At 55.6% G+C, this 26,272-nt stretch carries 32 protein-coding genes; 31 read left to right on the top strand and 1 reads right to left on the bottom strand.

Annotated features, from left to right (window positions below; genetic code table 11):
• Positions 1-4: 4 nt before the first annotated feature.
• From N6V40_RS11290 to N6V40_RS11400, 23 genes are all read left to right on the top strand, one after another.
• A complete protein-coding gene (locus tag N6V40_RS11290; RefSeq protein WP_262197710.1) occupies positions 5-349 on the top strand; it encodes a DUF2190 family protein in 345 nt (114 codons plus the stop codon).
• Positions 350-366: 17 nt separating this feature from the next.
• A complete protein-coding gene (locus tag N6V40_RS11295; RefSeq protein WP_262197711.1) occupies positions 367-1,446 on the top strand; it encodes a phage major capsid protein in 1,080 nt (359 codons plus the stop codon).
• A gap of 26 nt (positions 1,447-1,472) precedes the next feature.
• Complete coding sequence (locus N6V40_RS11300; protein WP_262197713.1) at positions 1,473-1,844, top strand: hypothetical protein; 372 nt, start codon at positions 1,473-1,475, stop codon at positions 1,842-1,844.
• A complete protein-coding gene (locus tag N6V40_RS11305; protein ID WP_262197715.1) occupies positions 1,844-2,263 on the top strand; it encodes a DUF6093 family protein in 420 nt (139 codons plus the stop codon). Before N6V40_RS11300 ends, N6V40_RS11305 begins: the two co-directional genes overlap by 1 nt.
• Positions 2,264-2,273: 10 nt before the next feature.
• Positions 2,274-2,639: an HK97-gp10 family putative phage morphogenesis protein gene (locus tag N6V40_RS11310; protein ID WP_262197716.1), complete on the top strand. Its 366-nt coding sequence runs from the start codon at positions 2,274-2,276 to the stop codon at positions 2,637-2,639.
• Positions 2,640-2,643: 4 nt separating this feature from the next.
• Entirely contained in the window at positions 2,644-3,069 is a 426-nt protein-coding gene (locus N6V40_RS11315) for a hypothetical protein (protein WP_262197718.1), read from the top strand.
• 11 nt (positions 3,070-3,080) lie between these two features.
• A complete protein-coding gene (locus N6V40_RS11320) occupies positions 3,081-3,308 on the top strand; it encodes a hypothetical protein (protein ID WP_262197719.1) in 228 nt (75 codons plus the stop codon).
• Between the two features lie 2 nt (positions 3,309-3,310).
• Complete coding sequence (locus tag N6V40_RS11325) at positions 3,311-3,832, top strand: phage tail tube protein (protein WP_262197721.1); 522 nt, start codon at positions 3,311-3,313, stop codon at positions 3,830-3,832.
• A 92-nt stretch (positions 3,833-3,924) separates the two neighbouring features.
• On the top strand, positions 3,925-4,578 hold the full coding sequence (locus N6V40_RS11330) for a hypothetical protein (RefSeq protein WP_262197723.1): 654 nt from the start codon (positions 3,925-3,927) through the stop codon (positions 4,576-4,578).
• A gap of 32 nt (positions 4,579-4,610) precedes the next feature.
• The gene (locus N6V40_RS11335; protein ID WP_262197724.1) at positions 4,611-4,916 is read left to right on the top strand and encodes a hypothetical protein; all 306 of its coding nucleotides are present in this window, start codon (positions 4,611-4,613) and stop codon (positions 4,914-4,916) included.
• A gap of 52 nt (positions 4,917-4,968) precedes the next feature.
• Positions 4,969-5,241 carry a hypothetical protein gene (locus tag N6V40_RS11340; RefSeq protein ID WP_262197725.1) on the top strand — a complete coding sequence of 91 codons (273 nt, stop codon included), beginning with the start codon at positions 4,969-4,971 and terminating at the stop codon, positions 5,239-5,241.
• A 425-nt stretch (positions 5,242-5,666) separates the two neighbouring features.
• Positions 5,667-9,863, top strand: a complete 4,197-nt coding sequence (locus N6V40_RS11345; RefSeq protein ID WP_262199727.1) for a phage tail tape measure protein — start codon at positions 5,667-5,669, stop codon at positions 9,861-9,863.
• A 441-nt stretch (positions 9,864-10,304) separates the two neighbouring features.
• Positions 10,305-10,829, top strand: a complete 525-nt coding sequence (locus tag N6V40_RS17710; protein WP_396267759.1) for a phage tail family protein — start codon at positions 10,305-10,307, stop codon at positions 10,827-10,829.
• A 2-nt stretch (positions 10,830-10,831) separates the two neighbouring features.
• Positions 10,832-11,965, top strand: a complete 1,134-nt coding sequence (locus N6V40_RS11355) for a Gp37-like protein (RefSeq protein WP_262197726.1) — start codon at positions 10,832-10,834, stop codon at positions 11,963-11,965.
• Entirely contained in the window at positions 11,966-12,919 is a 954-nt protein-coding gene (locus N6V40_RS11360; RefSeq protein ID WP_262197727.1) for a hypothetical protein, read from the top strand.
• A 62-nt stretch (positions 12,920-12,981) separates the two neighbouring features.
• On the top strand, positions 12,982-15,126 hold the full coding sequence (locus N6V40_RS11365) for a tail fiber domain-containing protein (protein WP_262197728.1): 2,145 nt from the start codon (positions 12,982-12,984) through the stop codon (positions 15,124-15,126).
• On the top strand, positions 15,123-15,248 hold the full coding sequence (locus N6V40_RS11370; RefSeq protein WP_262197729.1) for a hypothetical protein: 126 nt from the start codon (positions 15,123-15,125) through the stop codon (positions 15,246-15,248). Before N6V40_RS11365 ends, N6V40_RS11370 begins: the two co-directional genes overlap by 4 nt.
• Positions 15,249-15,311: 63 nt before the next feature.
• Positions 15,312-17,405, top strand: coding sequence for a glycoside hydrolase family protein (locus N6V40_RS11375; RefSeq protein ID WP_262197730.1), 2,094 nt, complete (start codon positions 15,312-15,314; stop codon positions 17,403-17,405).
• A 54-nt stretch (positions 17,406-17,459) separates the two neighbouring features.
• Positions 17,460-17,738, top strand: coding sequence for a hypothetical protein (locus tag N6V40_RS11380; RefSeq protein WP_262197732.1), 279 nt, complete (start codon positions 17,460-17,462; stop codon positions 17,736-17,738).
• Positions 17,735-17,938 carry a DUF7620 family protein gene (locus tag N6V40_RS11385; protein ID WP_262197733.1) on the top strand — a complete coding sequence of 68 codons (204 nt, stop codon included), beginning with the start codon at positions 17,735-17,737 and terminating at the stop codon, positions 17,936-17,938. Before N6V40_RS11380 ends, N6V40_RS11385 begins: the two co-directional genes overlap by 4 nt.
• Positions 17,935-18,237 carry a putative phage holin gene (locus N6V40_RS11390; protein WP_262197735.1) on the top strand — a complete coding sequence of 101 codons (303 nt, stop codon included), beginning with the start codon at positions 17,935-17,937 and terminating at the stop codon, positions 18,235-18,237. The genes N6V40_RS11385 and N6V40_RS11390 overlap by 4 nt, the downstream gene beginning before the upstream one ends.
• 73 nt (positions 18,238-18,310) lie before the next feature.
• Entirely contained in the window at positions 18,311-19,177 is an 867-nt protein-coding gene (locus N6V40_RS11395) for a hypothetical protein (protein ID WP_262197736.1), read from the top strand.
• A gap of 8 nt (positions 19,178-19,185) precedes the next feature.
• The gene (locus N6V40_RS11400; protein ID WP_262197738.1) at positions 19,186-19,467 is read left to right on the top strand and encodes a hypothetical protein; all 282 of its coding nucleotides are present in this window, start codon (positions 19,186-19,188) and stop codon (positions 19,465-19,467) included.
• Between the two features lie 144 nt (positions 19,468-19,611).
• Here the strand turns inward: N6V40_RS11400 and N6V40_RS11405 are convergent, their stop codons facing one another.
• Positions 19,612-20,307, bottom strand: a complete 696-nt coding sequence (locus N6V40_RS11405) for a hypothetical protein (protein WP_262197739.1) — start codon at positions 20,305-20,307, stop codon at positions 19,612-19,614.
• 341 nt (positions 20,308-20,648) lie between these two features.
• Between N6V40_RS11405 and N6V40_RS11410 the strand changes: the two genes are divergently transcribed.
• The 8 genes from N6V40_RS11410 to ruvX all read left to right on the top strand — a co-directional run bounded on the left by N6V40_RS11410 (position 20,649) and on the right by ruvX (position 26,251).
• Positions 20,649-21,119 (top strand): ImmA/IrrE family metallo-endopeptidase, encoded by a 471-nt coding sequence (locus N6V40_RS11410; protein ID WP_262197740.1) that lies wholly within the window; start codon positions 20,649-20,651, stop codon positions 21,117-21,119.
• A gap of 69 nt (positions 21,120-21,188) precedes the next feature.
• Positions 21,189-21,542: a hypothetical protein gene (locus N6V40_RS11415; protein WP_262197741.1), complete on the top strand. Its 354-nt coding sequence runs from the start codon at positions 21,189-21,191 to the stop codon at positions 21,540-21,542.
• 66 nt (positions 21,543-21,608) lie between these two features.
• Complete coding sequence (locus N6V40_RS11420; RefSeq protein ID WP_262197742.1) at positions 21,609-21,953, top strand: hypothetical protein; 345 nt, start codon at positions 21,609-21,611, stop codon at positions 21,951-21,953.
• A 10-nt stretch (positions 21,954-21,963) separates the two neighbouring features.
• A complete protein-coding gene (locus N6V40_RS11425; RefSeq protein ID WP_262197744.1) occupies positions 21,964-22,110 on the top strand; it encodes a hypothetical protein in 147 nt (48 codons plus the stop codon).
• A gap of 305 nt (positions 22,111-22,415) precedes the next feature.
• A complete protein-coding gene (locus N6V40_RS11430) occupies positions 22,416-22,787 on the top strand; it encodes a DUF948 domain-containing protein (protein ID WP_131088270.1) in 372 nt (123 codons plus the stop codon).
• 78 nt (positions 22,788-22,865) lie between these two features.
• Entirely contained in the window at positions 22,866-23,075 is a 210-nt protein-coding gene (locus N6V40_RS11435; RefSeq protein WP_131088269.1) for a hypothetical protein, read from the top strand.
• A gap of 19 nt (positions 23,076-23,094) precedes the next feature.
• On the top strand, positions 23,095-25,785 hold the full coding sequence (gene alaS / locus N6V40_RS11440) for an alanine--tRNA ligase (RefSeq protein ID WP_262197747.1): 2,691 nt from the start codon (positions 23,095-23,097) through the stop codon (positions 25,783-25,785).
• Positions 25,778-26,251 carry a Holliday junction resolvase RuvX gene (gene ruvX, locus N6V40_RS11445; protein WP_262197748.1) on the top strand — a complete coding sequence of 158 codons (474 nt, stop codon included), beginning with the start codon at positions 25,778-25,780 and terminating at the stop codon, positions 26,249-26,251. The genes alaS and ruvX overlap by 8 nt, the downstream gene beginning before the upstream one ends.
• Positions 26,252-26,272 lie beyond the last annotated feature (21 nt).

Here is a 26,272-nt window from a genome sequence, read left to right on the forward strand (position 1 = left end):
CACCGTGGCAAAGAACCAGCGTTACACCAACGCCCTACACATCACCTTCACCGCCACCAAGGCGATCAAGTCAGGCGACCCAGTACAGGTAGGCCAGATCTCCGGCGTAGCACAGATTGATGCTGCCATCGGCGAAAAGGTCACCATCTGGTTGGACGGCTCCTGGGACATCCCCGTTACCGGTGCTCTCGCGACCCAGGGCCTGCCCGTCTACATCACTTCGGCTGGCGTACTTACCGCCACCGCGACCGGCAACACCCCTTGGGGCGTAGCGCTCGCATCGAAGACCACCGGCACCGCACCCGTTGAGGTCGTGCCGCTCGGCTACACCGCTGGCGCAACCGCCTAAGAAAGGAAGTCAACACCATGACTCACGAAATTGCACAGGAAGGCTTCCGCCGCGCATCCTCCCACGAAGAGCGCGTCCACGAAGCCGCCAAGCTGTTCGGTGCCGGCCGCACCGGATCCGACCCATTCGCACAGGCACGCCTGCTCGAAGCATTCAGCACCGACGACTTCCCAATCCTGCTCGGTGACGCATTCACCAAGAAGGCCATCGCAGCCCAGAAAGCTGCGGTCAAGGAATTCGAACCAATCCTCACCAACATCACCGTTGACGACTTCAACCGTCACAAGCTGGTTGACCTGTGGGGCTCGGACGAATTCGAGACCGTGAAGCAACTCGAAGAGTACAAGTCCGGTTCGATGAACGAAACCGAACTGACTCACGGCGCTGAAAAGCACGGTAAGACGTATGGCCTGTCGTGGGAGCTTCGCCGTTCCCGCCAGTTCACCGCACTAGCCAACTTCCCTGTAGTACTGGGCAATGGCTCGGTCAAGGGCCAGAACAGCCGTGTAGCAGACCTGCTGGTCGACGCTACCGCCGGCAACTGGAGTGCGAACTTCTTCGGCACCGTGGACACCAAGAAGTTCACCGCTGACAACTTGGATGCTGCTATCAAGCAGTTGTCACAGGTTGTTGACCACCGTGGCGACCTGGTCGACGTGTCCAACCTCGTGTTGGTTCACTCGGCTGGCCTACGCTCCGAGGTTCTGCGCGTGCTAAACGCGTACGAACTGGAAATGCAGGTCACCGACGGCGCGAAGGTCACCAAGACCCGCGTTCAGAACCCATTCAAGGGTGTTGTCACCCCACTGGAATCCCGTGCGATTGGCAAGCGCCTCGGCGCTGTACAGTCCACCGGTTGGGCTTTGGTTCCTGCCGGTTCCTCGGATCTGCCAGCAATCATCCGCACCTTGCTTTCGGGCGAGGAAAACGTGGACATCCGCGTCAAGCGTGATCAGGGCGAACGCCCAGGCGGTGGCACCGTGCCGGTTGATGCAGGATCGTTCAACGACGATTCCATCTGGTTCCGTGGCCGCGACGTTTACGGCATCGACAAGGGCTTCACCTCGGGCGTTTACGCCTCGAACGGCACGGTCTAAACACATCGGATAGGGGAGTGGTGGTCATGGACTACGAAACACCAATCAAGCACGTGCGTGTACTGATCGCAGACATGGCCACCCCTCCACTACTCGACGACCAGACCCTGCAAACCTATTTGGAGTTGCAGGGCTGGGCGGACGGGGCACGGTGGGCTGTGAAGCGTGCGGCTGCCGACGCGCTTGAAGCAATCGCGGTGTCTGAGGTTCTGGTCTCTAAGAAGATCCGTACACAGGACTTGTCCACGGACGGTCCCGCTGTCGCGGAAGCACTGCGGAAACTTGCTGCAGGGTTACGCGATCAAGCTGACAATGAAGACCCAGGCTTTGGTGGCGTGTTTGAAATTATCGACACAGGATCCGGGCTGAATGAGCTTGAATCGTGGAGGGCCTTCTAATGCCTTTTCCCGGAACCGGCATCATCCCGCCTGGTTGGTCTGAGCATCATCGTCCGGTGGTTGCTGGTGGCATGACCGCGGACTGTGTCATTGAGCGTGTTACTGATGGGCCTGCACCGTTCCCGTTGCCTGACGGGTGGACGGGGCGCACGGCGGTCTGGTCTGGAATGGCACGTATTCAGGAGCTGAAGCGTGAATCCACAGCGTTCCCAACAGACCAGCCAACTGAGTCACGCCAATACTTGATTCAGCTCCCGATGCTTGCCGCGAATCCGCTTCCACCGCTTCACGTGGGGGAGCGCGGCGACATCGTCACCAGCAACGGGGTTGAATACACGCTCAAACAGCGCATGACCGGATCCGAGTTGTGGGCTAACGACTTCATCGCATGGGAAAACCAAACCCAACAAAACCCTTAGGCGGTACCCCATGAGCTTCGATGCATCGGAACTGCGATCCCTCGCTGTAGACCTTGGCACTGTCCCTAAGATCGCCGGACAGCTAGCAAAAGTCGCAGTGAAAAAGACTGCCAAGGATATCGAAGCCACGGCTAAGACACTATCCCCGGTAGATACCGGAAACCTGCGCTCATCGATCAGCACGTCCGACTTGCGGAGCGTCTCCCAAGATTCACCATCAGCCGAGGTTCGCGCATCAGCAAACTACGCCACCTACGTCGAGCTAGGCACGAGCCGTATGGCAGCCCAACCATTCATGGTGCCCGCAGCCGACAAACACGAACCAGCGTTCGCGCAGGCAATGGCACAACTCGCAGCAAAAGCAATAGGCGGGTAAGTAAGTGGACGCTACACAACTGAATACAGAGCTCACGGCCACCCTAAAAGCGATCCCCGCTTTGGGTGGCCGTATCTATGACGGGTACGTACCCGAAAAGCTCCCCACCGACGGCGCAGGCTACATCCTCCCGTACGTGTTACTGCTCTCCGGAATCACAGCAGACCTACCGGAAGAACGCGACCTCACCAGACAAGTCGACACCACCGTGCACGGCTGGACGCCACAAACCAACTGCGTCGGCCCCACACCAGACCACGCCCGCAAGTGCGCACAACTCGTCGCACAAGCACTCACCAACACCCGCATAGGGAACCACTGGCTAAAACCCGACGCAGACGCATTCCGGGTCGCAACGCCACTCCCAGACAACCAGGTCACACCGGCCCGGTTCTATCTGCCGCTCTCATGGCGGCTCAACACCAACTAGGAGGCCAACCCTTGGCAACCCCCAAACAGGTCACTGAGCCAGCCACTGCGCCGGCCAACACCGTGACCGAACCAGAACTACCTAAATACCGGATCCCCAACCCGGCAGACCGAGGAGAACTGGTCCGCGTCCGCGACGCAAAAACCGGGGACATCCTCCCGAACCGGGTTCCGCGGACTTGGCTTGACGGCCGATTCCCGCAACTCAAAGAAATTCCATCCAACAAGAAAGGTAAGTGATCATGGCCGGTCCAAAGCTACTCACTGATGCCAGCCGAAAGCTGGTCTTTGTCCCTACCATCGCGAACATCGCCGCACCAACCGTTACGGAATTGACTGGCGTTGGCGTCTTGGATGTTTCCTGCCTTGTTACGGCAGCGAACTTCACTCTCGGCGCTACTGGCGATGACGCAATCTCCGACCCAGCGTTGTGCGCAACCTCGAACGCTTCCGTTCCTGGCCGTACCAACTTCGAGGGTGCCATGGACTTCTTCCGTTGGCGTGAAACCGCTGACGACACTGCATGGGAAACCTTCACTTCGAAGGGTCTCCACGGCTACCTCGTTCAGCGTATCGGTCAGGTTCCTGAGGGTACCAAGGCCCACACTGTTGCGTTCACTGCAGCGGATGAGGTGCAGGTTTACGAGGTGTTGACTAACACTCCGCAGATCCTGTCGCCAGCTGATGCGGGTTACGAGAAGTTCCGTCAGGTGTTCTCGATCCAAGAAGGCGTGGACGAACGCGCCGTTGTCGCTACCGCGTAACTAAGACCAGTCCGGGTAGGGGTGCTTGACTCCCGCTCTTACCCGGACTCTAAACCTTTTTAGGGAGTCTCCCAAACCTTTAGGAGTCAATCGTGTCTGAAAACATTGCACCAAACGCTGAACTAGACCTCGACCAGTGGCTAGCCACCGGCGAACGAAACACCCACAACGTCAACCTCTACGCACGCATGGACCTCATCGCCGAGGTCGAAGCACTCGAAGCCCAGAAACAGCCTGTAGAACAAGTAGCTGAAGGCGATGAAGCACTAGGCGGTACCAACAACCCCAACGCCGAACTCGAAGCGCAGATCGACGACCTGTGGAACCGTATCGATCAGTCCAAGCGTGTCTTCCGCGTCACCGCACTCACCAAGCAAGAAACAGACGCGATCCGCGAAAAAGTCTTGGACGAATGCTCCGACAAGATCGACAAAGCAGCCGCCATGGGCCGGACCGAAGCGAAGAAAACCTGCAAGCGCATGGAAATCTCCGTGCCCGCAGACATCAACGCCTACCTCCGCATCGGTGTAAAGGAATTCACCGACAAGGTCATCAACCACGAAACCACGTTGCGGATGATCGCTGAAGCAACCAAAATGCAGGTCGGTGAAGGGTGGAAGCAACTCACCCTCGACCAGACCCGCACCTTGTACGAGAAGCTCGGCGAATCCCAAATCGGGTTACTCGCAGATGCTGCATACAAGGCGAACAACGAGACCCCAGAGGTTACCGTCCCAAAATCGTAGCGGCCATGGCGACACGGCGATGGGGGCACTTCGTGACCTGGGCTAAGACTGCCCGGTCGTGGAGGATCCCCGTCACCGTGTTGCTCGGCTTCCGTGCAGACACCGGGCGATGGTTAGAACAAGACCGTGTTATGGCGTTGGCGTTGCAACAGTACGAGGACAGCATCCACTCCTGTGGTGTGCCATCCTCGGTCGGTTTCGGCGACGAGAACGTTGGCCGTGTCGAATGGCAAGAAACGATATGCCACGCATGCGAAGCCAAAGAAGCCGCACACAACGACCACAAAAACAACCAATACCCAGGACAACTTTTCTACCCCGTATGGGATACCGAATAGTCATAATGTGACTTTCAACTAAAAGGTCTGAACGTGCTGTTATGGTTCTGTCATGGCAAATTTCATCACTCACCCTTCAAGTCAGTACGTACAAAATGAGGGCTCCGCACTCCAAACAATTGGGGTCATAGTTGCGGTCATCGGACTGCTCATCGGCGGTATCGTCATCATCAATGATGGGTCTCCGGTATTTATTGGTCTTCTCCCTATCGGCTTGTTAGTAGCTATTACCGGGTATTTGAAGCAGATCGCGGCAGCAACGACAGCGTCATACATTCTGGCGTTGGATAAGCATGAAGCGGAGGGTAAAACCTCCACGCAGTAACACTGACGGCAAAGATCTAGCCCGTTAGATTCTCACATTTTTTGTGGGGGTCTGGCGGGTTTTCTTATGCCCAAAAACTCTAATTGAATAGGCGGTGCCAGTGTGGCTGAGCGCGATGTCGTAATCAGAATCAAAGCCGAAATTGGCGCTTTCAAACGCGATATGGCAGCCGCCGCAGACGCCGCCAAGAAGACCGCCAAAGAAACAGAAGCGGCTGGCAAGCAGTCAGAGTCAGCAATCGGTCGCCTATCCCAGACCGCGCAGACACACGATCAAGCGTGGAACAAAGTTTCGAACGGCATGGTTGCCAGTGGCGCCGCAATCGTCGGAGCACTAGCACTATCGACGAAGGCCGCGATTGATTGGGAATCAGCTTGGGCTGGTGTAACCAAAACTGTTGACGGTTCTCCACAGCAGATGGCGCAATTGGAGGGGAGCTTCGCAACCTCGCGAAGACCTTGCCGTCGACTCACACGGAGATTGCCGCGGTCGCTGAAGCAGCCGGCCAGTTGGGTGTCGCACGCAAGGACGTTTCAGGTTTCACCAAGACCATGATCGACTTGGGCGAGTCCACGAACCTGACCGCCGAAGAAGCGGCAACGAACATCGCCCAGATTTCTAACGTCATGGGAACGATGGAGCGCGAGGGCTCCAAGGGTGTCGAACGTTTCGGTTCGGCACTTGTTGCTCTTGGTAACGATGGCGCGTCGACTGAGTCCGACATCCTGTCTATGGCTCAGCGTATCGCCGGTGCTGGTGCAACCGTTGGAGCGTCTGAAGCTGATGTGCTGGCCCTGTCGAACACGCTCGCGTCTATGGGTGTGAAGGCTGAGCTCGGTGGCGGTGTAACGACTCGTGTCCTGTTGAAGATGCGTTCCGCTGTTGATGAAGGTGGAGACAGCCTAGAGTCATTCGCCAAGGTTGCAGGTGTCTCCGCTGACGAGTTCGCTGCCAAATTCAAGTCCTCGCCTGTCGAAGCCTTGGATCTGGTATCCAAGGGCATCAACGGTGTCAACGAATCCGGTGGCAACGTCACCGCGACACTGAAGGAAATGGGTATCAAGGGCACTGAGGAAACTCAGGTCATGCTCGCCCTCGCCAACTCCGGGGACCTACTCACCGACTCCCTAAACCTCGGTGCTCAGGCGTGGAGCGAGAACTCTGCCCTCGTTGACGAAGCAAACAAGCGGTACGAAACCGCTGAATCCAAGATCAAGATTGCTTGGAACAACATCAAGGACGCAGCCATCGAAGCTGGCGCAGTGATCCTCCCAGCAGTTTCTGGCATTGCTGAAGTAATTGCTGACCTTGCTGGCGGGTTCTCTGATCTGCCTGGTCCAGTGAAGACCGCACTAACTGTCCTTGGTGGTGTGGGTGGTGTCGGGTTACTGGCTACCGGCGGAATGATGAAGCTCGTCAGCGCTTTGGGGGACACGATCCCTAAGATGCAGGCCCTTGGTATTGACACACCACGCGCTACCAAAGCCGTTGGTTTGCTCGGCAAGACGCTCGGCGGTATCACCGCAGTCGGTGCTGGCATCCTTATCGGCAAGACAGTCATTGAAGGCATCAACGATGCTGTCCGCTCCGGAAAGCCTGACGTTGAGGCGTACTTCAACCTGATCGCTACCGGCGGTAACGTCAAGGACGCGCTGAACCTTGACGAACTAGATGGGCTGTCAGGGCAAATCTTTGGTGACGCTGCCAAGGATGCTAAGGACTACTACGGCACCGTCAGCATTGAGGCCGCCAACGCTAAGCGTGCCCTTGAAGCACTAGACATGACCGACGGAATGACCGGTATCACCGGATGGTTCTCAAAGAACCTTTCCTTCGGTGACGTTCGCGCCGCTACTGAAGATGCGCTACAGCTCCAAGAAGCCGCGAAGGGTATCGCCCGCGCATTCGACATGGGCGAATCCGATCTAGGCATCGAAGCGTTGAAAGGGTTGCAGTCTGAGCTAGAGCTCACCGATGAAAACGTTGCAACGCTGATCAATAGCTCACCTGAGCTGAAGTCCGCTTTGACTAACCTGGCAACCGAGAACGGTATTCAGATTGACCCTAACAACGAACTTGGTTTGGTTGACTTGGCTCTCGGTCGAATCCAAACATCCGCGCCCGGTGCTTCCGAAGGAATGGCAGGTGTTGAAGGCGCGCTCGGAGACATTGTTCCGGATGCTGAAGCTGCGGCGCAAGCTGTCGACAAATTCTACGATGCGCTGGTCAACGCTGGCATGGTCGTACTCAACGAGCGTGAAGCACTCCGCGGGATGCAAGAGTCATTCGATGCCGCCACAGCTTCTATAGCCGAGAACGGCAAGACCCTCGACATCACCACTGAGAAGGGCCGTGCCAACCAGTCAGCCCTCGACGGTATCGCGTCGTCAACACTGTCAGCTATGGAAGCGCAACGAGAAGCAGGTGCAAGCGCCGGCGAACTCGGGGCAACCATCGCTGCAGGTCGCGAAGCTTTCATAGCTAATGCTGAAGCAATGGGTATGAGTAGCGAAAAGGCCGCCGCGTTGGCTGACTCGCTGAACTTGATCCCCGGCTCCGTTTACATCAGCTTCGATTCGAACACTGACGACATCGGCGCCAAGCTGATCAGTATTCACGAGCTCGTCAAGGCAACACCGGACGGCAAGATCCAGATCGACGAGAACAGCCCGCAAGTTATTGCTGCTCTTGAAGCTATGGGTTACAAGGTCACCACGTTGCCTGACGGTCGCATCGAAGTGACTGACAACGGTACAGCTGAGGTGACAGGTAAGAAAGCTGACGCTGTCGCTAATAAGTACCGTGAAGCTCAGATCAAGGCGCAAGCTACGAACACTGGTACGGCAGACGGGCAACTTGACGCAGCCGCCGCGGCTCGAACTGCAACGATCACCGCTAACCCTATTGTTGGTGGAGCTATTGCGGCGTTGAACGCTGCCGCCGCTGACCGTTGGTCAACCATTCACACCCGCGTAGTCATCAGTGGCGGTCAGACTTCCACTGGTCGCGGTGGTCGTGGCGGGTTGACTGAGAACGCTAACGGCGGTCGGGCAAGTTTGCCTGGCTACACCGAGGGCGGGCAACTTCCCTCCACCGGGCTGGGTACTGACCAAATCCTAGCGATGACCTCCAAGGGAAACCCAATCGCTTGGGTGGATGACCGCGAATGGATCATCAACAACAAGAGCTCCGACAAATACAACGGCATCCTGTCAGCGATCAACCGCGACGACCCTGCAGTACAGCACCTTGCTGGCCTCGCATCAGGTGGTCGTGTTGGTTCGGCTCAGTCGAAGGTTGACCGTTTGCAACGTCAGTTCTCGTTGATGCCTGGCGACAAAAAGAACAAGGCGCGCAAGGCTGAGCTGAAAGCTGACTTGTATGACGCTAAGTACGAGCTCAAACAACTCAAGGCTGAGCAGGCTAAGGCCAATAAGGCTAGTGCGTCCGCCAAGAAAGCTGCTGATAAGGAAGCTCGCGAAGCTAAGAAGCGTGCTGATGATGCTAAGAAAAAGGCTGACGCAGCCAAGAAGAAAGCTGAAGAAGAAGCTAAGGCCGAGCGTGAGAAGCAAGCACGTTTGTCCGAGTCTCGTTTTGATCTACGTCGCGACCTAAAGCGTGGAGACATTACGGACAGCTTTACGTCGGGCTCAGGCATGGGTGTTGTTGACAAGCTATTTGATCAATCGTTCAACAAGGACTTGTCCAAGGGTGTTCGTAAGCGTCTACGTTCGACGGCATACGCTATGGAGGCTCAGCTACTCAATCTCGAGAAGCGGTCAGACTCGTTAGCTAGCTCGCTGGATAAGGCGACTCAAAAGCGTGACGATCTGCTGGCAGTCAAGAACGATGTTGCTAACTCGGTGCGCGGTGGCTTCTCGTTGCAAAGCTCTTTGGATGCCGTGCAGAGTAGTCAGTTCAAGAAGCCAAATGCTAAGGCGCTTTTGGGTGACGTGCGCGGTCGGGCGAGCAAGATGAAAGCGTTTGGTGGCAAGCTTGATAAGTTGCGCAACCGCGGCTATTCGTCAGCGATCATCGAAGAAGTTGCAGGCTACGGCATAGATGACGGAACCGTCATGGCTGACATTCTGCTGTCTGCAACGAACTCGGAGATGAAAGCGTTCAACAGCGCCTACAAGTCCATGGATAAGTATGCAGGCGACGCAGGTGAGAGCGTCACTAAGGCCATGCATAAGGGTGGAATTGACGCGGCCGAGGGTCTAGTTGACGGTCTGGAATCCAAGACTAAGACGGTTGAAGATGCTTTCTACAAGCTCGGCAAGAGCTCGGAGAATGCATTCAAACGTTCACTGGGTATCAAGTCGCCGTCAAAGGTTATGAAAGCTGCTGGCATCAACGTTGGCGAGGGTGCAGAACTTGGCATTCTGTCCAAGGTTGACGATGTTCAATCAGCTGCTGAACAGCTGATGTCGCCGCCAGCGTTCATGATTCCACCGTCAATGGAAGTGGCCCGTTATGCGCAGGCTCAACCGTCTCGCACCACGGAAAACCACTACCACATCGACGCTAAGCCTGGGCTTGCTTATGAGTACGCAAAGGACGTAGCTAATCAGACTTCGACTCGCGTCGGGGACAAGATGGCCGCGTACGGAATCAACTAAATAGAGAGGGGTGGTTGTGTGCTAGGTCTTGCGTATGCCACACCGCCACTACCAGTACCCGCCCCGCCTAATCCGTGGGAGTCAATGATAATCACATGGACCGACTACAAGGGGCGGATCTGGCAGATGTGCGGGCAGTCGGGCGTGAAACTGCGACCGGGCGTTCGTGGCTTTACGTTGCCACCGATCACACACCACTCTCTATCTTCGCCAGCCCTACATGGGGCAACCTATCGTGGCTGGCGTGCGTCTGAGCGTGAAGTGTTCTGGCCGATCACGATATTCAATGACACGTCAGCCGAGGAATGGGTGAAGCACGACCGGGATTTCTGGGATGGGTTGCACCCCGACCGAGAAGGCGTTTGGACGGTAGAAACACCGGACAGTGTACGCACTATGCGTTTGCGTGTTAGTAGTGACGGCGATCATTCGATGGAGTACATGCCAACCCTGTTCGGTTGGCAACAGTACGAAGCGTACTTCACTGCTTACGATCCGTTCTGGTACGGCGAAGCGGTAACTCAATCATGGGGCACAGCGGAGCCGGTCCAGTTCTTCAACGGGCCTAGTAAAGCGCCAGTATTCAATATTATGTCAGCGGCAGCCCTGGACTCGGCAACGCTGACTAACGAGGGTGGTGTGGATGCATGGCCCATCTGGGAGATTGAGGGGCAAGTGTCCTCGTTCGCTGTTGGTGTGGACGGCCGTCAGGTTATCGGAAACTTCATCATCCCTGAGGGGCAACGCCTGTATATCGACAGTGATCCTACAAAGCGTGAAGTTCTCTTAGGTGACCCGTTACCCGAGGGCGGTGTTGCTGATGATGCCGCAGACGTTTATAGGGATCTTGCCTCGTGGGATTTCGCGCCGATTCCACCAGGGGAATCCCGCCCCTTGTCATTGTCTTTGTCTGGCACCGGCACTGTGAAAGTGACTATCAACCCACGATATTTGAGGGCATGGTGAGCATGGACATTCCACGGATATTCGTTTTCGATAAGGACTTCGTTCGCCTTGGTGAAATCGGAGCACCGACCGAACTCACTGCAACACCACGGCATATGCTAGCTGGCACGGGAACTATCACCTTGCCAGCTAGTCACCGACTTGCATCAGCGTTAGTGGACGCTAATAACACGGTAGGGCCAAGGATTCTTGTTGAGCATCGCGGAGAGGAGATCCTATCCGGTTGGGTAGGTTCCGTGAAAGGTTTCGGTCCAGCCCATTCGGCGCAACTCACAGTGCAGGTTGATGGGTACTTCGGGTTACTGTATGACATTCTGGCGTGGCCCAACCCAACAGGAAATATCACCGCGCAGGGTGGCGATGAAGGGTTCTATAGGGCTACTGGGCCAGCAGAGACGGTAGCAAAGAACCTGATCGTCGCCAATTGTGCACGGTTAGGTTTACCGGTTGATGTGGAGCCTACATTAGGACGCGGTGCGACGATCACAATTGAAGCCAGATTCACTTCACTAGCTGACGTGCTACTTGAAAAACTGGAATCAGCAGGCATCGGATTGCGTGTAGTTCAAGCTAGCGCAGGGTACCGGGTCGAGGCTTACGTCTCGACCGTGTGGGGGCGCACGCTCACCGAGACATCCGGCAGCGTCATTGATTGGGCTTGGTCAAAGAACGCAGCTCAAGCATCTCGCGTCATCGTTGGCGGCTCGGGGGCTAGGGAGTTGCGAACATTCCGACAAGTCGTGAGCACCGCAACCGAAGCAGGAACAAGGAGAATCCGCGAACACTACACGGACGGACTTGAGACCACCGACAGCACCGAGCTAGACAAAGCCGGCCAGGAATACTTATCCACCCATGGGCCAGCACTCGGTCTATCAGTCACACTTCAGGAGTCCAAGCACCTCAAATACGGTGGCACAAATGGCCTGCACGTGGGCGACAAAGTGTCTCTCGAAGTCGGGCCCGGGCTAATCATTGCGGACACCCTCAAAGAAGCGCCGCTAACGTGGACCGCCGATCAAGGTGTGGTCATTAGCCAGCAGGTAGGCGAAGAAAATCCTGATCCAACACTAAAAATGGTGAAGCGCATAGCAACCCTAGGCCGCCAACTACGCATTCTGAAAGCAGGCAAGTAAATGGCAATCACATCTGTTGGTTACGACGGAACAGTAGATGAAGTTCAGTGGGCTTCTATGGTTTCCAAGGTAGGCGGTTATGAGTACGGGGTGGATGGCGCAAACCATTTCGCCGTATCACAATCTGCTGGCACTCGAATGGTGAGTGTAGCTTCAGGGCTAGCGTGGGGTCGTGGCGTGATGGATATTTCCGACGCTGCGGCCGTTATCCAGTTGGATTCAGTATCCACCGGCTCTCGTTATGATCTAATCGCCCTACGACGCACATGGGGACCAGCCAACGGTGGTCCTACTGAGATCGTTGTCATCAAAGGCACGTCAAGTAAGGGAATCCCTTCAGGGCGGCAGAAGAACCCGGGGGTGATTGACGATCAGCCATTAGCACTTGTTCGAGTCGCAGCAGGATCGTCGGCTATCCCCGAGGTTATCGACCTCCGCGTTTGGGGGCGTAACGGTGGTCAGTTGTTCGCAAAAGATGACCTTGTGCGCTCATACATAGACGCTATCGGAACTGAAATCAACATCAACGGCACGCTATGGCAACGCACCGTAGGATCTAACAACGTTGCAGTGTGGACCAAGCATGGGCTACGCCGAGATACCGGTTGGATTCGCACAACCAGCGGATTCCTATCCGGCTGGGGTGGCGCGGATTCATACATGCGCTACCGGATCGTTGACAAGGTTTGCTACTTCAGGATTCGCTTCAACCGCACTGGCGGCACGATCACTTACCCAAGCGACGGCAACCTTGCTAACGTCCAAGTCGCAACAGCTCCAACACCACCACGCCCTTCCGATGATTGGATGGCCCTACATGCAGGTGCTCAAGGTGGGCTTGCAGCCGGAACGATCACCCCGGCAGGCAGTGTGAACCTAACCGCCGTTGCACCAAACCTTTCAATCAAAAACGGGACAGAGTTTTCACTCAACGGTATGTACTTCGTTGATTAGAAGCACCGCATCTTATGGAGATCCGCATTCTTGTGGATCTCCTAATTATTTAAGGAGACAGTGTGTCTTACGCATTTCCTGGCTTGTTCGCTATTGACCCGTTGAATCCCGCGAATGTCGCAACTAACGCTGAGATCACTATCTTTAGCGCTGCTGATCCCGCCCTCACTCCAATTGCACTGAGCGATTCGGGCGGCTTGCCCATCCCTAACCCAATGACTACCAACGACAAAGGATTCATCGGCGCTTTTTGGGCTGACGTGGATTACATCGGATGGGAAGCGTCCGGCCTCGTTGGATACGAGCAATCATTCTCAGGCATCAAAGAGCAGGTCGCTAGCGCCGCACAATCCGCTGCCGATTCTATGACTGAGGCCGAGCTGAGCCGACAGGCAGCGGAACTAGCAGCAGCCCTAGTTGGTGCTCCGGCAGATGAAGCGGTCAGTAACCTAGTTTCCAGTGACAGCTTGACTCGCGAAGCGCTCGGTAGTGTTGCATTAGTCAAGGACACCTCTACGCTGATCGCTGGCACTGGTGCTGGCGCGGCCATGCCTGACGGATTCAACATTGGTACAACTGGAACTGTTGTCGCGCTAGGGCATAACGCGATGGCGAACATGGTTGATCCGAAGAAATCAATCGCCATCGGCACTGGCGCACAGTCGGAGGGCCAACATACACGGGATAACGTAGCCATCGGCGAGGACGCACTCAAGTATGTCAACGCTATTACGTCGGACTACTCTACTGACCCTAGCGGGACTCGAAGCGTTGCTATTGGCGGTAACGCCGGACGCTTCACCAAGCAAGGTGTCGCCCATGTAATGATCGGGCGTAACGCCGGCCAAAACATGGTGGGCGGTAGCGGCCTGGTAGCTATTGGCAACGGAGCGCACGCTTCACGTTGCCCAGTTGGTATTAGCGGCGAGATTGAAATGTGGGCTCCGGCCCAGGCTGCCGGAACCGCAGCGTATAACGTGGTTGTTATTGGCGCATGGGCTGGAAGTCGCAACCTCGCTGCCGACACTGTTGCCCTTGGCGCATACGCTCTGGCGGGCAATACGCTATCTAACGCCAATGTTGGTATCGGCACAAACGCATTGCGACGCGTTGATGAAAAGACGTGGCTAGATGGCACGCAATATGTCGCTAAGAATATTGAGGGCACGTACTCGCAAGATGGCACGAGCCTACTGATTACCGCAACCGGTCACGGAATGTCTGTCGATTACGTTGCAATCTTTAGGCTCAACACGGGAGGTAGTACCTCGTTTGGTGGTGACGATGTATTCGCCAAAGTTACAGCCGTTGTTGACGCGAATACGTTCGAAGTGTTCGCGCCCAAACCAACTGTTTCCAGTGGCACAGCTTCACTCCGCGGGTACTCCATCCCCGGCTCGACCCCGGTACGGTCAAACGAAAACACTGCTGTCGGTTCAGGCTCACTAGCATTCCTTGACGGGGGAGGCGCTAACACTTTCGCAGGCGCTAACTCTGGCCGAAACATCAAGGGTGGCAGTAACAACGTTGGCATCGGGCATAACTCGATGGTTGGCATCAGTGAAGCCGCCGCGATCAACGCTTCCGACAACACTGCTCTAGGTCAAGGCACGTTATTCAAGCTCTCGGATGGGATGACTGGCAATACCACTGTCGGCTATCGCGCAGGATTGAACCTGACCACTGGAACAAATAACACCTTTGTAGGCAGGTTGGCGGGATACGCAAAGCTCGATTCGTCGCCACTAGATACGGCAACGAACTCAACCGCAATCGGAGCAAGCGCCACGATCAGCGGAGACAACCAAGTCCAACTCGGAAACAGTGCAACAACAACTTATGTTTACGGCACTGTACAAAACCGTTCCGACGCACGCGACAAAGCAGACGTTCGCGACACCGTACTTGGCCTGGATTTCATCAACCAACTACGTCCCGTCGATTACCGATGGGACATGCGCGATGACTACGAAGGCGCAACGCCTGACGGCTCCAAGAAACGCGCACGCTACCACCACGGCCTAATCGCCCAAGAGTTACAGCAAGTCATAGAGTCCACCGGCAATGATTTTGGCGGCCTCCAAGACCACAGCATCAACGGCGGCTCAGACATACTCACTGTTGGGTACGACGAACTAATAGCTCCAATGATCAAAGCTATCCAGCAAGTAGCTGACCGGGTTTCAACCCTAGAGGATTCAAAATGAGCGATTACAACGCGCTAATCATCACCATACTCGCCGAGAAACAGCAGGAAATTCTAGAGCTAAGGGCGCAAGTTCAAGAACTCACTGACAACCTCAAGCCGTTACAGACGGATAACTCATAGGCATAACCTCACTACCAAGGAGAGACCAGAGATGGTCTCTCCTTTTATTTAAGGAGCGACCATATGGCCTACCCGTACCCCGGCTTTTTCGCCATTGACCCAAACAATCCTAGCGGTGTCGCAATCGAGTCAACCCTCACCATCTTCGACCCGGCAGACACCGCACAGACCCCTATCCTACTAACCGACTCAGAGGGGCTTCAGCTGGCCAACCCACTCACGACAAACCAATGGGGATTCGTTGGCGCTTTCTACGCAGACCTAGATCAAGTCTCATGGGTGGCGGGTGAACTCGTAGGGCTAGAGCAATCATTCGACGGCGTGCGAAACATGGCAATTACCGCCGAAGAAAACTCGGGCATATCTGCCGACCTCGCAAGAGATGCAGCAAACGACGCGGCAATAGCCAAGCAAGCAGCTATCGACGCTGCAACTCTCGTCACCGCACCCTCGTCTGCCGCTGTTGAAACCATGATCAACACCGAGGGCTCAGCGCCACGCATAGCACTAGAGCAGCACTTCACACGCCGAGGGGAACTCTACGCAAACGTATGGGACTTCGGTGCTGTGGGCGACGGCATCACCGATGACTCCGAGGCGTTCAGGCAAGCAGCGCTATACCTACGCGGAACATTCGGTCAAGATGACGGCGGCACTATTGTTGCTCGCCCTAGTGGAGACTTCAACCTAGGCTCCCAAGTCCGCCTGTTCTCGAATCAGACAGTCGACCTAGAGTATTCGCACGTTCGTCGCACCGCCGACGCCGGATATGTCGCTTTCTGTGCGTACAGTGGCGGGGCTGCCGGGTACGGTTCAGGTGGTCGAAACATAGCGCTGAAGCGCATCAGGTTCCACGGAGATTTCACCAACGGACGGGCGCTCAATAACATCTTCCACCACGTAGACGGACTGATCCTCGAAGATCTACATTTCGACCAGGCAGTAGTCAACGGGCACGGCCTAGATATCATGGGCTGCCGAAAAGTACGAGCAAAGAGAGTCACGGGCGCAGGCCGATACGAGGTAGCAGGACGCGCTTACGTTGAACTAATGCAAATCGACCACTCGACCAAGGGTGGCGCTGGCGGCGAGCTAGCCGAAGCCGATACCGCATGGGATGGACTGCCTTGCGTAGATGTAATCATGGAGGACTCAAAAACGTACCCGCTGGAACTCAACGGGACCACATACCTTGCGCCACGACTGATCGGCTCACATTCACGCGTTGAACGGTTGCGACACAAAACCATCAAGATCCTAGGGTGCGAAATCACCGACTCGGGCATCACGACAAATGACGGCAACTACCAAGGCTGGATTCACTTGATTCACGCCGAAGATGTGCTGATTGACGGCCTTACGATCAACAGTAGTATCGATGGCGACACAATATTTATTGGCATCGGTGCAGTAGATCAGACGTACCCACTGAGCAGCGTTGCACAATCAAGCCCAGCAGCAGATATGACCGTCGGGCCAGTCTCCTGCAAAGACGTGAGAATCCGAAACGTAAAAATCAATGGCGCAGGAGGGACAGCCCAATACTCGGCTATCCGCGCACGCGGCTGGGCAGGCTACCCACTCGAAGGGCTATCCATCGAAGCCAACGCTGAGAACCTATCGCCCGCAACGGACACAACTTTCCTCGCAGGTGGAACGCTCGCCTACATTAGCTACGCGGACACGGTGAAACTCAACCTACGAGCCTCCAAAGCAATGCGCGTAGTTAACGCCAACAACTGCAACGGTCTAACGATCCAATCCCTAGAAGCACGTACGATCCACAGGAACGTGCTTCAGATCCAAAACTCGCTCGGCGTTGTCGTGAACAACTCCAACATGAACGAGGTCATATCCGCTGGATACTTGAGCGGAATCATCGGCCTGGATCTACACAACAACGCGTCAGATTCTACGTTCGTAGGAGTAGGACCATTTGAGCATTTCTGGGGGATCACCGGATGCACCGACGTTGCCACATCCGGCAACCGTGGCAAAGTTCCAACCGGCTCACCTTTGAAATACCTCATGAACTGGTACGGCAACACTTCCAGCTCAAGCTCACTGGTAAACCAAGGGCGTGGGTTCACCAAGGTAAACAACATTCAATCAGGCTCAACAGTGACCGAAGCGAACAGTGTCCTACTTTCAGCCTAAAAAACCAAACGAGGTAAACAGTGCCAGCACCATACCTGATTTCGCAGGTGCGTCATGATTGAGTCGATCCCATGGGCGACGATAGGGGCGTTCACACCGAACGGGCTACTGATGGTGACGATCTGGTTGATCCTTTCAGGCAAGCTTGTTCCTAAGGCAACCTTGGACCGGGAGACGACGCGTGGTGACCATTGGCGGGATACCGCAACGAAGAACCAAGAGATCATCCGCGAGCAAGCCGAAGCGATCAACGAGCAGTCGGTAGTGTCCGAGACCGTCATCAAGGTCATGTCAGCTGTTCAGGAAGCGAACAAATCTGGTGATGATGCATGAGCCTCTGGAAACGCCACAAGAAAGCCGGACGGGATGCTGAAGAAGCTTTGGCCGCAAAGATTCAAGCCGACATTGAACTGAAAGCCGTCAAGCAGACACGGGCACAAGTCGCCGAACAGTCCGAGAAGCTTCGCGAAATCAACAAACAAAACCATTTCAGCGAAGGCCTCTCGCGATCATTTAGGAGCAAGCCCGTATGACCATCCAACCACTCACCGGCATTCTCATGGCGGTGGCTCTACTTGAAACCGTGATCGTCATGATCGGCTGGCATGGGCTGACCGGTGGCACGTGGACTAAGTTTCCTGCTGGTCGCGTCCTCATGGGATTACTCGCAGTCATGGCAGCGATCCTCACTCTCGCATCCTTCTCAAGCTTCGCCCCAACATTCCCCGGCAGACCATGGGTCTATATCACCCTGTACACCCTACTAATAGGTGTGCTTGGCTGGCTCGGCTGGACAATTTTCCGAGAACAGCAACGACACAACAAGGACTAGCAAACGCTAGTCCTTTTCTTATGCCCAGGCGCAAACGGTGTCTGGGCTTTTCTATGCCCGAAAGGACTTGGCAATGAGCTTTCATCTTGCCCCTTCGCTCGTGGATCTCCGCAGCGAAACCAATACCCGCTGGCCTAACCGTGACAAAGCCTCAGACGGATGGGTAGGCGACACATCCCACCAGGCACGAGTCTCCGATCACAACCCCGACTATGCCGACGGTGGCATCGTCCGTGCCATCGACGTGGACAAAGACGGCATCAACGTTACCGACTTCCTGAACGCCGTCATCTACGACAACCGCACCAGTTACTGCATCTACAATTACCGCATCTGGGGTGGAACTCGCTGGCGCAAGTACGAGGGCGCGAACGCCCACACCAAGCATGTTCACGTCTCCATCAAGCACACGACGGCCGGCGCGAAGTCCGGCTCGTGGGGTCTTTCTAAGGGTGCTGTGAAGCCTGTTGCAAACCCGGAGACGGTGAAGGTAAAGAACGTCAAGGACCAGTCACCGGACAACGTTCCGAACGGCTCCACCACGTTCCCGACTGACTATGCCGAGTTGAAGATCAACGGCAACTTCAAGTCATGGGAGCAGGGCGCGATCCAGATCCTCATGTACCAGCTCGGCTACAAGTCGAACAAGCAGTGGGATGGCAAGATCGGCAAGCTCGGCTACACCGACTTGCAGAACTGGCTACAGGACGTGCGCGACCCGAAAGGTATCCCGTACTACACGAAGACTCCTGTCGCTAAGTGGGGCGTACCGAAGGGAACCCTGCTCAAGGTTGATGGCGGCGCTGGTAAATGGTTCTGGTACGAATTCCAGCGTTACCTCAAGGACCGCAAGTTCTACAAGGGCGTCCTCGACGGTGACCCCAAGAAGATGACCTACGAAGGCATCCAGCGTTGGCTCAACGACAACAACGACGAATAGGAGACACCATGTCTGATACCTTCTCCGCCCTTTGGGCTTCCATCGTTCGCACCGTCGTGCCGATCATCGTCGGCTCAGTGCTTGGCTGGTTCACCGCCGTGAACATTCCAGTGGATCCGGAGTTTGAGGGCGCGCTCACCGTACTGCTCACACTCCTGCTGACCACGGCATACTACGTGGCCGTGCGACTCTTCGAAACCTATATCAGCCCTAAAATCGGCTGGCTGTTAGGTTATGCGAAGACCCCGGATTCCTATTCGAAGGACCAGCAGGGAAAGCACGAAGCCTAATAAGCCCCTGCGCGGTGGCAGGGTAACGACCGCCGCAATGCTGGACTCCCGGAGACGGCCGCTCCCCGGGAGCCTGGCACAAACGTAAACGCCCGATCATTTTCCCTCGTGAGGAAAGTGATCGGGCGGTTTTCTTGTTAACCTCTAGTCCGCATTTTCCCATGAAGCGGGGAAAGCTTCTTCAGCTTCATTCATTCCACCGCTTGGGTGAACGGCGACTCTTGTGAATTCCGAAGGGAGATCAACGTCTTCGGAGAGCATGACGATAGTTCCACGCTCCGCAGGATCTACACCGTCCAAGAACTTATTGTGAAGATCCACGCCGCGATTGTTCAGAGCCTGCCCCTCGGTTTCACTCAGCTCGGAACCATCAGGCATTACATACTCGTAGTCGGCAGTATACGTTGGACCCCATTCGCTGATGTGCTCACTTACTGTAGAGAACTCATACTTGTTACCTTCTTCGTCGTAGGCGCTAACTTCGTACATATTGACGAACTCGGTTCCCTTGCGATTATCAACTTCGGCGATGAGGTAGGTGACGGGATCGGCCCCAGTGTCCTTCCGGTACGCTTCAATCTCAGAGAGACGTTTGTCAGTCGTAGGTGTTGGCAGGTCGAATGAGATGTCGGCGCCAGACATTGCTAGCAATTTGAACGCGCCAGCTTCCATGAGCTCTGGTGTGTCAAGGTCCTCGGCAGGTAGAACTTCTTGATTCTCTCCTGAAGGCATCTGTGCATCAGCGGAAGGTTCTGTGGATGATGGCGCATCAGACGCCGTGGATCCGCATCCGCTCAGTGCCAGGCTAGCGAGTACCGCCAACGGAAAAAGTTTTTTCATGATTCCCCAATCAAGTTGCGAGTTGGTCTCAGTGTAAGTTGAAGGTGCAACTAAAGCTAGCTGGTTACTTGGCTACTACACATGCTTGTGTTCGCCTCTGAGCCACTGGCAAATAGTCGAGTATGCAGAAAACCGACCCACTCGATCCCACTGGATGGAGCGGGGCCAAACTGTGTTTAACTGACAATCCGCGCAGATGTAGGCCATCGTGTCGGTGGGTGCTTATAGTCTTTTGAAAACCAGATAACATAGAATGCAAGTATCAACAGACTTATCCACAAATAGTGTGGGTTCATTTGTAGAGATCAGACAACCGCCGGGAGGTGGCAAAAATGCTTGTCATGCACGCCGCAAAGAACGAAGCCGAAAAAGTTCTTGATAGCTTCGGCTCATGCGAAGGAGCCTTGGATGTTGTTAATCTTGCTGAGTCTCAAGGTGCGAAGGTCGTGTTTGGGGCGCTAAAAGACGGCATCTCAGGTGCAATTATCGCAGAGCATGGTAAGAAACCAGTGATCTACGTTGAAGAGTCCGACTCTCCTGGGCGTCAACGCTTCACCATAATGCATGAGCTCGGTCACCTGATTGAGCGACGAGCAAACGGGGATGACGAATATTCGTTCGTGGAGAAGCGCGGGGCCAAATATGATCTACATGAGTTCTATGCTGACGAGTTTGCCGGAAATGTGCTGATGCCAGAAAGTTCTTTTCGCAGGATCTACAGAGGTAAAGGTGACGAGCTAGCGGCTGCTGCACATTTTTCAGTGACTCCTTCCGCGGTGCTGAAGCGTGCTGAGCGACTGGGGCTTGTGTAATTGGGACTCCCGTTCATAAAGCTTCAAAGAAAAAGTGTAGAACGGCTAACCGAGGATGTAGCGCGAAGCGTGTCAGAGGCTGACATACTCCAAGAGATTGGACCTGCCACACATGGTGCTGCGAGCGAACGCGCTAAAACCGAGGCCTATAATCAGGGTTTACGGGAAGCCTCTGTATTCAAAGCAGAGCAAGAAAACGACCTTAGGGACAAGTTTTTCAAGGTCGCAGTTTGGCTTACGTTTGTTATTGTAGGAACAAGCATCGTAGGAATCGGTGCATACATTTTTCTCAAGGGTTCCCAAATGTCCGAGAGCGTCATTATTACTTGGATAACTGCGGTTGTTGTTGAGATCATCGCAATCTTGAAGATTATGGCAAAGTACCTATTCCCGGAGTCCAGCAATCGCGCTGATGATTCGTGAAAATTTGCCCCGCCCCATCCTCAATCGAGGGTGGGGCGGTTCTCTGCGTTAAGAGACAATCGAGTCATGCCCAACTTCTCCGACCCGCGTTTCGAACACATGCGTACGTATATGACTGGCGAGTACCCGTACGTGCAGGTGTTCGATCTTGAGCTGGGGAAGATCCACGCTAGGGTACGCGGCTGGGTGCAGGGTGAGCTCTTTATTGAATACCCTCCGAACGGCGCACGGCTGGTCTACAACGGGCGTTTAGACGTGAAGTGGGTACCAACACTGGCAGCAACACGCATCAGGCGAGCAGATAGCATCTGGCGTGGCACTGAAGATGATCCGACCTGGCACCAACGCGAAGACGCGAAGATCAGCTACTGGGCAGACCCATGGACCGCAAGCCTCCCCGAATCCGACTAGAATTCGGCTTGTGAAAGTAAAAGTGAACTACCTGCAAAACGGCGAACTCGGATCGTCTTCAGTCAACGGAGATGTCTACGAAACAGCACGTGAGCAGGCCCGCGAACTAGTACCCGAAGGCGCCGAAGTCATCAGCATCATGGTTGATCGGGGTTAGTAGGGGAGTTGTGGCTGTTTTGTGGCTGTTGACTGCTTGTAGACAGTACTTTTAGGCTTTTCTACGCTGTACTAACGACCACTCACAAAACTCGGTGAGACCAGTACCTTCCCCGGAATTCTGCGTAAACACAGGCCACAGCATCTATACCTCTTAATACACGTCAGACTACGCACGCTAAATCCGTGCGCTAGTTCCAAGCCCGCAACCGATTTCGGTTGCGGGCTTGTCGTTTAACTACCTGTTGGAGCTCAGACTTCGATAAGGTGGACTGGCACCAAAAACCAAAGCAGAAGAGGAAGCACATGTCGGGTTCGGATATTGCAGGGCTTATCGCCGCCGGCGCGTTTGTAGTACTGGTCGTACTGCTGGCAGTGCCGATCATTAAATTGGGCAAGGTGTTTGATGAGCTTCGCACCACGATCAAAGACGTGGCAGACGGAACCACCCCATTGCTAGGGGAGGTCGCCAACACGGTCGCCACCACCAATGACCAGCTCAAAAAGGTCGACACGATCACCAGTAACGTTTCTGATACCAGTGCCAATGTTTCCGCGCTGTCCTCGCTAGTTGCTGCCACCGTAGGCAAGCCGCTGATCAAGGTCGCCGCGTTCACCGAAGGCGTGAAGGTTGCAATGAACACCAAGCCAAGTGGCAAGGCACGTCGCAGCCGCTAAGTCAGAGCCTGTTCGATCGAACACGTATCGATGCTTGATCAGACCGTCGGCCAGCTGATGGCCGCCAAGGAGACTAGAATGAAAAAGCTCTTGTGGGTTTCTATTGGTGTGGGCGTAGGAATGCTCGCCACCAAGAAATACGCTGAAGTAAAGTCCGGGGCAGCGCTTAATCGCCAGGTCAGCAAATACACTGACCGCGTCGCGGAATATTTGGAAGCCTTCCATCAAGGAATGAGCTCCCGCGAAGAAGAATTACGTTCCGCCTTGGGCGTGGACGCCGCTAAGTGAAGGGATCATCCGTAACACGATGAAAACGCAGGAAATTGCCCGTCGGTGGGTCGACTTTTTCGTCTCGAAGGGCCACACCGCGGTGCCCAGCGCCTCGCTGGTATCAGCCGACCCTTCACTCTTGTTCACTGTGGCCGGTATGGTTCCTTTCATTCCGTACCTCACCGCCCGTGAAGAGGCTCCGTACAACCGTGCGACTTCGGTGCAGAAGTGCATCCGTACCGGCGACATCGAAGAAGTAGGTAAGACCGTACGTCACGGCACCTTCTTCCAGATGTGCGGTAACTTCTCCTTCGGTGACTACTTCAAGAATGAAGCCATTCACTACGCCTGGGAACTGCTGACCAACTCGCTCGAGGATGGTGGCTACGGTCTGGACAAGGAACGCCTTTGGGTCACCGTCTATGAAGACGGCGATGAGAAGGACGTTGAAGCACGACGGATCTGGGAAGAAGAGATCGGCATCCCGACCGAGCGCGTTGTAGGCACCGGTAAGGAAGATAACTACTGGAACACCGGCCAGCCCGGTCCCGGCGGTCCTTGCTCGGAGATCTACTACGATCGCGGTGCACAGTACGGTCAAGAAGGCGGCCCAGCTGTCGACGAGACCCGCTACATCGAAATCTGGAACCTCGTGTTCATGCAGTACCGCCTTTCGGCCGTACGCTCCAAGACCGATTTTGATGTTGCCGGCGAACTGCCAAAGCGCAATATCGACACCGGTCTAGGCCTTGAGCGCCTTGCGATGATCTTGCAGGGTGTGGAGAACATGTACGAGACCGATCAGGTCCGTCCGGTGCTCGACAAGGCTGCAGAACTCGCTGGCGTCACCTACACCTCCACCGAGGATCCAACTGACCCTAACCACGCCACCGACGTGCGCCTGCGCATGATCGCCGATCACATCCGCTCCTCGCTGATGCTGATCTCCGACCAGGTCACTCCGGGCAATGAAGGCCGCGGCTACGTGCTGCGCCGCCTGATTCGTCGTGCCGTGCGTGCCATGCGCCTGATGGGCGTGGATACCGAAGTACTCCCAGAGCTACTTCCAGTCTCGCGCGATGCCATGAAGGGTGTTTACCCAGAGGTAGCCAACGACTTCGAGCGTATTGCGCGCATTGCTTACGCTGAAGAGCGCGCATTCCGTCGCACCATCGCTTCGGGCACCACCCGTCTTGATGAAGCGCTGGGTCACGCTAAGGACGAGGGCAAGAACCTTTCAGGTGACGACGCTTTCACCCTGCACGACACCTTCGGTTTCCCGATCGACCTCACCCTAGAGATCGCAGCAGAAGCTGGTCTGTCCGTTGACGAGCCGCGCTTCCGCGAACTGATGAAAGAACAGCGCACCCGCGCGCAGAAGGATGCTAAGGCCAAGAAGGCCGGCCACGCTGACCTTTCTGTCTACAGCCAGCTGGCTGAGGCCGGCAATGTGCACTTCACCGGTTATGACACCCTTCAGGGCGAGTCGTCGATCCGTGGCATTATCCGCGACGGCCAGGTTGTTCCTTACGCTGAGCAGGGTCAGGAAATTGACCTGGTGCTCAACGAGACCCCGTTCTACGCTGAGTCCGGCGGACAGGCTGGCGACAGCGGTCTGATCACCGGTGATGGCTTTGTTCTCGAGGTCACCGATGTGCAGGCTCCGGTTAAGGGTCTGAACGTACACAAGGTGATCGTGCGTGAGGGCGAGCTTCCAGCCGAGGCTTTGGTCCGCACCGAAGTTGACGCGGTACGCCGTCGCTCCGGCGAGCAGGCACACTCCGCCACTCACTTGGTGCACGCTGCACTGCGCGAGCTGCTTGGCCCAACGGCCACCCAGGCTGGTTCCTTCAACAAGGCAGGCTACCTGCGCTTCGACTTCTCGTGGGCAGAGGCGCTTTCGCCAGCAGCTCGCAGCGAAGTTGAAGAGGTTGTGAACCTCGCAATTGCTTCGAACTACCAGGTTGTCACCAACGAAATGGCTCTGGCAGAGGCGAAGAAGCTGGGCGCTATGAGCCTGTTCGGCGAAAAGTACTCCAACGACGTTCGCGTGGTTGAAATGAACGGTGCTTGGTCGCGCGAACTGTGTGGTGGTACCCACGTGGATAACACCGCCCGCATTGGTCAGCTGACCTTGCTCTCCGAAGCTTCGGTGGGCTCGGGCAACCGCCGTGTTGAGGCGCTGGTCGGTATGGAAGCATTCCGTCACGGCGCAGCTGAGCGTGCTTTGGTTTCTGAGCTTTCGGGCTTGTTCCGTGTGCCTTCTAACCAGGTCTCCGAGCGTGTTAACGACACCGTTGCCAAGCTCAAGGCGGCTGAAAAGCAGATCGCTGAACTCAAGAGCCAGGCAATGCTTGCACAGTCCGCATCGCTGTTGGAGAAGGTCGTCACCATCGGTTCGACCCGTCTGCTGGCACACAACGCCGGCCAGATCGATTCGGCTGATGCGCTACGCACCATGGCTTTGGATCTGCGCGGCAAGCTAGGCAGTGAAGCGGCGGTGATCGTCTTGATCGGCGAATCCAACGGCCGTCCACTGGTGCTAGCAGTGACCAACGATGACGCACGTGCCAATGGATTTAAGGCTGGGGCCTTGGTCCGTACCGCGACCGGTGTACTCGGCGGCGGTGGCGGCGGCAAGGACGATATGGCTCAGGGCGGCGGCCAGGATGCTTCGAAGATTGACGAAGCACTGGATGCTATCCGGGCGGCCCTAGCTAATGGCTAATGTTGCACTCGGCGTCGACGTGGGCCTAGCCCGCGTCGGCGTTGCCGCGTCTGACCCATCGGGCATTCTGGCGACCCCTGTGATGACCCTTCGACGCGATGTGAAGAAAAATTCGGACCGTCGAATGCTTTTGCGCATCATCACCGATCGAAATGCCACCGAGGTGTTCATCGGGGAGCCAAAATCGCTGGCCGGAAACACCACAGAATCCACCAAAATGGCTCGTGACTACGCTATTGCTTTGGCAGAAGAAGCTTCAGAGGCTAATATCGAGCTGTCGGTTTTTCTGATTGACGAACGCTTGAGCACGGTTAATGCGCACCGCGCGTTGCATGCTTCGGGACGTAAGATGGAGGATCATCGCAAGGTTGTCGACCAAGTCGCAGCCACAGAAATCCTGCAGCAGGTGCTGGAAATGCGCCGGAACAACGTCCGCGTGCAGGCCAGCCGGATCGTACTGAAGTAAACCTAGCGATCCTAGGTTTAG

It is taken from the genome of Glutamicibacter sp. M10, assembly GCF_025452055.1.
GTDB lineage: Bacteria > Actinomycetota > Actinomycetes > Actinomycetales > Micrococcaceae > Glutamicibacter.